Genomic DNA, 6,585 nt, shown 5'->3' with positions numbered 1-6,585 from the left:
CGCAAGCTCGCCCTCAACATCATCAAAGCCAATGACGACAAAGGCTCCATCAAGGGCAAAATCAAACGCGCCGGATGGGATGATGCCTTCCTCACAAAGCTCTTCGCTCATATGCGATAGCCCTGCCCCTTGAGGGGGGGGGTAAAATATGGGGCTCCCCTCCTCAAGGGGGGAGGGCAATAGAAAGTTCTCATGCGATGGGCGGGACCAGCTATCCGTCCTTAGAATTCAGTTTGAAATTTTAGTTCCAAAGCCATTTTCTTCGGCGACGCTCAGCGTATGGATGGCAATGGCGGTGTCTTGTACGCCGGTGCCGGTCAGGTCACAGATAGTCACATCACTGGCGGATTTGCGTCCCTTTTTCGGGGTGCTTAGGATAGCGCCCAACTCTGCAACGGGCATGTCTTCTGGCACGATTCCGGCCCCGACCGCGTGATGCAATTCGCCCAGGCGGGCCGACTGGCTGTGACGGTCACAGGTGAACAGATCCGCTTCTGCGATCACATCAGGCGCCAGTTCGTTCTTATGTTCCGCATCCGACCCCATGGCGGTGATGTGCAGGCCGGGATGCAGCATGCTGGCATCAATCAAGGGTTTACGGCTGGGGGTGGTGGTGACCACGATGTCGGAGTCCCGCACCAGACCGGCGATTGAACTGGAAACCGTAACATTGGCCGATGTCAGGCGTTCAATATCCTGGGCGCAGGCTTTGGCCTTATCGGCATCGCGCCCCCAGACATGGACCGTATCAATAGGCCGCACCATCGCCAGGGCCTGCATTTGCAGCCGGGCCTGAACGCCGGTGCCGATCACACCGGCGCGTGTCGCCCCTTCCGGGGCCAGACAGCGGGCGGCGACCGCGCCTGCCGCTGCGGTGCGCATGTCAGTCAGATAACCATTGTCCAACAGCACCGCGCGAACCTGGCCTGTCGTGGCATCATGGACAACCATCAGTCCGCTGGTGGTTGGCAGGCCGATTTTGGGATTGTCAAAAAAGCCGGGGCTGATCTTGATCGCAAATCCTTCCAGACCGGGGACATAGGCGGTTTTTACGTCCACTTCGCCATTCTTGTCTTCCATATCCATCCGCAGGATGGGCGGCATGGAGACTTTGCCCGCCGATAGTTTCTTGAAAGCATCTGCGATCAAATCGATCAGGGGCATATCCAGCGATACCGCCTGGCGCAGCTCGTTTTCTGTCAGGATCAGAATTTCCCGCATTGGGTTATGCTCCTCCGTCGGGTTGCACAGTGGCAAGGTCAACATCTTCCCCACCTGCGATGCGGGTGAAGATATCCATATCAACATTTCTGCCGCTGATCACAACGGCAATTCGTTTGCCTTTGGCTTGTATTTTATCGGCCAGCAGGGCGGCGACGCCAACGCTGCCCCCACCTTCTGCAACAATTTGTTGATCGCGATACAGGGCGCGCATGCCTGCTGCAATCTCTGCCTCGCTGACCAACAATGTCTCATCCACCAGATCGCGGCACATGGCGAAGGTATAGTCATTCTCCAGGCCAATGCCGCCGCCAAGCGAATCCGCCAGCGTCGGCGTTTCAACCACTTCAACAGGATGGCCTGCGCGGATGCTGTCATACATGGCGGGCCCGCGTTCCATGGTGACGCCGATAATTCTGGTGTCGGGCTTCAGGGTTTTCACAGCCTTGGCAATACCCGCCATCAGGCCGCCCCCGGATAGCGGCACGATGACCATATCCAGTTCCGGCCAATCCTCGATCAATTCAAGCCCAATCGTGCCCTGACCGGCAATGACATCGGGATGATCAAAGGGGGACAGATAGACCAGGCCTTCCTCTTTCATCAGGCGCAGGGCTTCCACCTCTGCCTCATCCTGGCTTTTGCCACAGATGCGGACCTCGCCCCCGAATCGTTTGATGCCATCGATCTTCACTTTGGGCACCAGTTCGGACATGCAGATCACCGCGCGCACGCCCAGCAAATTGGCTGCATAGGCAACGCCGCGCCCATGATTCCCGGTGGAGCATGTCACGACCCCCTTGGCACGGTCTTCCTTCGATAGAGTCATAATCGCATTGGTCGCACCGCGCAGTTTGAACGCGCCGGTCGCCTGTAAGGTTTCCAGCTTCAGGCGAACCTCTGCCCCACACGCATCGGACAGCGGAAAGGCTGGCACCAGGGGGGTGCGCAGCACATGCGGGGCTATTTGATCGCGGGCCGCCTCAATCGCGGAAAAGGGAACGTGTTTCTGTGTCATCCTGCCAAGGTATGTGCCTGAACCCGATAGCACAAGATACCGATGTATTGTCGGCGAAACACGAACCTGCTCTAGTATGGGAAAGCCTGTTTTCATATCACTGCCCCCATGCTTCTTCTCCGAAAGGCCAATTGACGATGAACATTACACGGCAATCCGCTGGTGTTCTGGTGGCTGAAATGCGGACGGGTCGGTTGCGTTGTGTTGAGGTGATGGAAGCTTTTGCTGATCGGATAGAGCGGTATAATTCACGCGTGAATGCGATCATTCAGTTGGACCTGGTCAAGGCTTTAGATGCTGCTGCGGTCGCAGATAAGGCGCGCGATGCCGGACAGGCGATGGGGCCGTTATTCGGCCTGCCGGTTGCGGTGAAGGATAATTATGATGTGGTCGGGTTTCGCACCACCTATGGCGCGCCCGCCTTGCGCAACAATTGGCCCGATTCAGACAGCCTGCATATCGCGCGGATGAAGGCGGCCGGTGCCATTGTCGTGGGCAAAACAAACATGCCGGAATTCGCCTTTGGGGAGGATACGGATAATCCCCTGTGGGGGCGCACGCGCAATCCCTATTGCCTGAGCCGCACGGCCGGATCCAGTTCCGGCGGGTCCGGCGCAGCACTGGCATTGGATCTGGTCGCGTTGGCCGATGGCAGTGATCTGGGCGGATCAACCCGCATCCCCGCCAGTTGGTGCAATATCGTCGGCTATCGCCCGACCACTGGGGTGGTGCCTAAGGTTCCCAGTGTGGCCCCGTTCGACCGGTTGCATGTGATGGGGCCTATGGCGCGCCGGGTGGATGATATCCGTCTTTCCCTGTCAGTGGTGTGTGGCCGTGATGTCAGAAGCCCGATTACCGCCCCGTTCGGACCACAGGAATTCGCCGCGCCGCTGACAGGCAATCTGGCGGGAATACGGATCTCCTTTTCCGTGGACAGCGCGATGTTTCGCATCGATTCCTCGGTGACGGACGCCCTGACCGCCTGTGCGGATGTATTGTCAAGGGCGGGGGCCAGGGTAACCGACGCCGCGCCAGACGTTCGCTTCCTTGCCCGCAGCCAGCCCATCTTTCGTGCCCTGTGCGCGGCGGAATATGCCGGCTGGGCAGTGGATGAGCATGGTTTGGAACTGGGGCATCTGATCCTGGACCTGGTGGGCCAGTCCCGCCGTCTGACAGGGTATGAGATTGAGCGCGCCAATATGATGCGGGTCAAGGCCTGGCACCGCATGGCAAATTTCTTCGACAGTTATGATCTGGTCTGTTGGTCAACCAGCAGCGGTTCCCCCTTTGCGCCGGATATGCCGGGCCTGAAGGAATTTGACTGGGATACCGTTTGCATCAGCCCGGCGCTGGATTTGCCCAGCATCTCTGTGCCGGCAGGGTTCACCCAGGATGGATTGCCAACAGGCCTTCATATCCTGGGCCCGCCCGGCAGCGACCGGCTGGTGCTGGAAGCGGCGGAGGCAATAGAGCGCGGTCTGCAAATGTGGCAGCGCAATCCCCCGAATGAGAAACTGGAATTGGCCGTTTCCAAATGAAAAGACACTTCCAGTGGACCCGGAAGTGTCTATATTCATTCTGGTAACTGGATTATTGCCAGATAACAGATTTACTGCATGCCCTGATAGCGCTGCCGCAATTCGGGGTCGGTCTGTAACGTTTCAAAGATCATATTGTATTGTTCAACACTCAGGCCCGCTTGCTCGACCGCCATTGCCATCTGGGTCCTGATGTCTTCGACCGCTTGTGGGTCGTTGGGGTCAACCTCGCCGCTATCGACCCGGCTTTGCCATTCTTCCTGTATGGCGACCACTGAGCTTTGTGCAGAGGCAAAGGATTGCAGTTGTGCATCGCTAATGTCGGCAGCAGCTGACTGAGTCAGCTGAAATTCCTGAGTGATTTTCTGGCTTGCGGGTGTGCTGGAGTCAGCTAGGGCCGGGCCGGTCGCTGCGCCGATGGTCAATGCGCCGACCACAATCATGCTTTTGATCATGGCGCTAGATCCGATTGCCTTGAGCTGTGTCTTGATGGTCAAGATTCTGTCCTCCTGAGAGTGTCAATTAGGTGTGTCATGCATCTTGTGATGCCAGTAAGCGTGTCATGCATCTTGTGATGCGGGCACCCCGCAATGCGGGGCGTCACACTATCGACAGCCGGGAGGAGAAATAGTTCCATCCAAATGTGTGCTTTTTTCAGGGAACTTTTCTGGCGTGGCGGCGTCCCTATATTACGATACGCAAGGGAGCCTGTTTCGTATGTCGAAGGAAAAGTTTGAGGTCACGTCCAGGATCGCAGCGGAATTGCCTCATTTGCGCCGTTTCGCGCGGGTTCTGACAGGGCATCCCGAAATGGCGGATGATGTGGTGCAGGATACGGTAGAGCGCGGATTGCGGAAATGGTCAAAATGGCGGCGCGACGGGTCGATCCGAAGCTGGTTATTTGGCATTGAATATCGCGTTTTTCTGGATCACTGCAAACATCGCGCGCGCCCGGCAGAGGTCGGTGTCGCCCAAGATTTGGATGCGATGTCAGAGTCACGTGCGGATTTTGCCGATGATCCGGCGCAAATCCACCATCTGACGTTATCGCGGGTTATGGCAGCGGTTGAGGAATTGCCCGTGCAACAGCGTTCTGTGCTCTCTCTGGTGATATTGGAGGGGATGAGTTATGACGAGGTGGCGAAGATTGTGAATGCGCCGATTGGCACGGTACGCTCGCGGCTGTTTCGCGCCCGGGAGTCATTGCGAACCGTGTGTCCAGACGACGCAGATATGGATCAGGAATCCGAAACAGCGACAGACGCCCCCTATTTGAGGCAGGTCAAATGAGGAATATTCTCAAAACTGTATTCGCATTCAGGTGGATCGGAACTTCCGAAGGGGAAGACGCGATTCTGAAATCGCGTGAGATACGGGTGATCAATGCCGTGGATGGCCCCCGAATAGGCGGGACGGCCCGTTCGAAGGTCAGCCATCCCCATCGTGATGAGACCCGTGCGAATGTGGCAGAACTGGAAACGATCGCGGCACATCGTCGGGTCGACGGGTATCTTCATGCGTGTTTTGATCCGGTCCTCACAGAGGAAATTCCCCCGCGACTACTTCGCGCCCTTGAGTCCGATCAGGAAGTATATCGCCGTCAGGACGAAAAGAATGGACCCATTGGCACACGCGGTATGTTGATCATTCCCCATAAACAGGCGATTGCCGCCTGCCTTGTGATCTGTGCCTTTTCCGTTTTTATCGGATGGCATGTGGCGGATATGGTCTCGCCCGGTAGCAATGGGACAAGTCCCGTCGCCTCAGGGGGGACAACCGGGACAGAGGCATCGATAGTTGGCGGCCTGCCACAATCAACCCTACAGGAAACGTCGACCCATTATCCAAACGCCAATGGCAATGTTGAAAAAGCAGGCATGCCGACCCAGCAGACGGCTGGCACGTCAGCGGAACTGGCCTTGCCTGATGGCTATGGTGTCAGTCCCGCGGTCACTCCAATAACCGGCGATACGACCGCCCCGATCACTGTTGAAAATTAGGAAATCTGTGGAATTGGATCCAGGTTCAACAGCCTTTGTCGGATGGATTGTTCGCTGATATCGAACCGGCGGACGACATCCTGGCAATAGGGGTTAAAGCGGCAGACTTCTTCAAACAACTGCATATCATGGCGCACGCTGTCGACCGCATCCATCAGGAAGCCGAAGGACACCGTGTCGATCTCTGTGCGCTCAAATCCGCTATGGGAGATGATCTGACCGATGTAATGGGTCAGGAACAGCGTTTCTGCCAATTCCCGGTCATGGGTGTCGGCAGTTTTTTCCACCACGACAAAGCCTTCCTGGCGCAACCGATCCCGGAAGGGCTGGTCCAGTTCAGGGCTTAGATTCGATTCCGTGATGACGATGCGGAAACCAGAGACATTTCCCGCCTTCTTCGCATAGCTTTCGGGCCCGAACATCGGGTGGGTGCAAATATAGGGCTGATTGGGCACCAGATCGCGGATCAGCTGGCCCGTATAGCCTTTGACGGTTGCGACATCGATCAGGATGGTATCCGGGCGCAATCGGTCGCGGATCGAGAGCAGCGTATCGGCATAGGCACTGATTGGCATGCACAACAGCAAGGCATCACAGTTCAAAGCGTCTTCCAGCGTTGTGAACAGGCCGTCTCCCGGTGTGGCGCGACGACGATACAGGCGCACGGATACATCTGGCAGAAAACGCTCTGCCAATTTGTGCAGGAACGAGCCGAAATGCCCATAACCCAAGATACCCAGCGAGAAGCCCGCCATTTTCACCACTCCATACTGCGATAATGCCGCGTCTTTATCGGCTTCGTCGCCAA

Annotated in this window: 7 protein-coding genes and 1 pseudogene; 4 read left to right on the top strand and 4 right to left on the bottom strand. The window is 57.0% G+C overall.

Annotated elements, in window-relative coordinates; all coding sequences use genetic code 11:
- Positions 1–120 (top strand): annotated as a pseudogene (locus ACOSDR_RS15325) (ISAs1 family transposase); the annotation flags it as partial.
- 108 nt (positions 121–228) lie between these two features.
- Here ACOSDR_RS15325 and ACOSDR_RS15320 read toward each other — a convergent pair.
- Positions 229–1,266 carry a cyclodeaminase gene (locus ACOSDR_RS15320; RefSeq protein WP_420731812.1) on the bottom strand — a complete coding sequence of 346 codons (1,038 nt, stop codon included), beginning with the start codon at positions 1,264–1,266 and terminating at the stop codon, positions 229–231.
- Complete coding sequence (eutB, locus tag ACOSDR_RS15315; protein ID WP_420731811.1) at positions 1,226–2,239, bottom strand: hydroxyectoine utilization dehydratase EutB; 1,014 nt, start codon at positions 2,237–2,239, stop codon at positions 1,226–1,228. Before eutB ends, ACOSDR_RS15320 begins: the two co-directional genes overlap by 41 nt.
- Before the next feature lie 137 nt (positions 2,240–2,376).
- On the opposite strand from eutB, the gene ACOSDR_RS15310 reads away from it, so the two are divergent.
- On the top strand, positions 2,377–3,777 hold the full coding sequence (locus ACOSDR_RS15310) for an amidase (RefSeq protein ID WP_420731810.1): 1,401 nt from the start codon (positions 2,377–2,379) through the stop codon (positions 3,775–3,777).
- 71 nt (positions 3,778–3,848) lie between these two features.
- Here ACOSDR_RS15310 and ACOSDR_RS15305 read toward each other — a convergent pair whose 3' ends face one another.
- Complete coding sequence (locus ACOSDR_RS15305) at positions 3,849–4,274, bottom strand: DUF4168 domain-containing protein (protein WP_420731809.1); 426 nt, start codon at positions 4,272–4,274, stop codon at positions 3,849–3,851.
- A 220-nt stretch (positions 4,275–4,494) separates the two neighbouring features.
- Here ACOSDR_RS15305 and ACOSDR_RS15300 point away from each other — a divergent pair, with 220 nt between their 5' ends.
- A complete protein-coding gene (locus ACOSDR_RS15300) occupies positions 4,495–5,067 on the top strand; it encodes an RNA polymerase sigma factor (RefSeq protein ID WP_420731808.1) in 573 nt (190 codons plus the stop codon).
- Positions 5,064–5,777 (top strand): hypothetical protein, encoded by a 714-nt coding sequence (locus ACOSDR_RS15295; RefSeq protein WP_420731807.1) that lies wholly within the window; start codon positions 5,064–5,066, stop codon positions 5,775–5,777. The genes ACOSDR_RS15300 and ACOSDR_RS15295 overlap by 4 nt, the downstream gene beginning before the upstream one ends.
- Here the strand turns inward: ACOSDR_RS15295 and ACOSDR_RS15290 are convergent.
- Positions 5,774–6,532, bottom strand: a complete 759-nt coding sequence (locus tag ACOSDR_RS15290; protein WP_420731806.1) for a prephenate dehydrogenase/arogenate dehydrogenase family protein — start codon at positions 6,530–6,532, stop codon at positions 5,774–5,776. The two genes, ACOSDR_RS15295 and ACOSDR_RS15290, sit on opposite strands and share 4 nt — an antisense overlap.
- Positions 6,533–6,585 lie beyond the last annotated feature (53 nt).

It is taken from the genome of Hwanghaeella sp. 1Z406 (genome assembly GCF_048892425.1).
In the GTDB taxonomy this organism is placed as follows: domain Bacteria; phylum Pseudomonadota; class Alphaproteobacteria; order UBA8366; family Aestuariispiraceae; genus Pacificispira.
This window is presented reverse-complemented; position numbering and strand designations above follow the sequence as displayed.

Bases quoted from the DNA above. Each gene is read 5' to 3' on its own strand.
- ACOSDR_RS15300 (WP_420731808.1), top strand. From the start codon at position 4,495: ATGTCGAAGGAAAAGTTTGAGGTCACGTCCAGGATCGCAGCGGAATTG.
- ACOSDR_RS15290 (WP_420731806.1), bottom strand. From the start codon at position 6,532: ATGGCGGGCTTCTCGCTGGGTATCTTGGGTTATGGGCATTTCGGCTCG.
- ACOSDR_RS15295 (WP_420731807.1), top strand. From the start codon at position 5,064: ATGAGGAATATTCTCAAAACTGTATTCGCATTCAGGTGGATCGGAACT.
- eutB (WP_420731811.1), bottom strand. From the start codon at position 2,239: ATGACACAGAAACACGTTCCCTTTTCCGCGATTGAGGCGGCCCGCGAT.
- ACOSDR_RS15320 (WP_420731812.1), bottom strand. From the start codon at position 1,266: ATGTTGACCTTGCCACTGTGCAACCCGACGGAGGAGCATAACCCAATG.
- ACOSDR_RS15310 (WP_420731810.1), top strand. From the start codon at position 2,377: ATGAACATTACACGGCAATCCGCTGGTGTTCTGGTGGCTGAAATGCGG.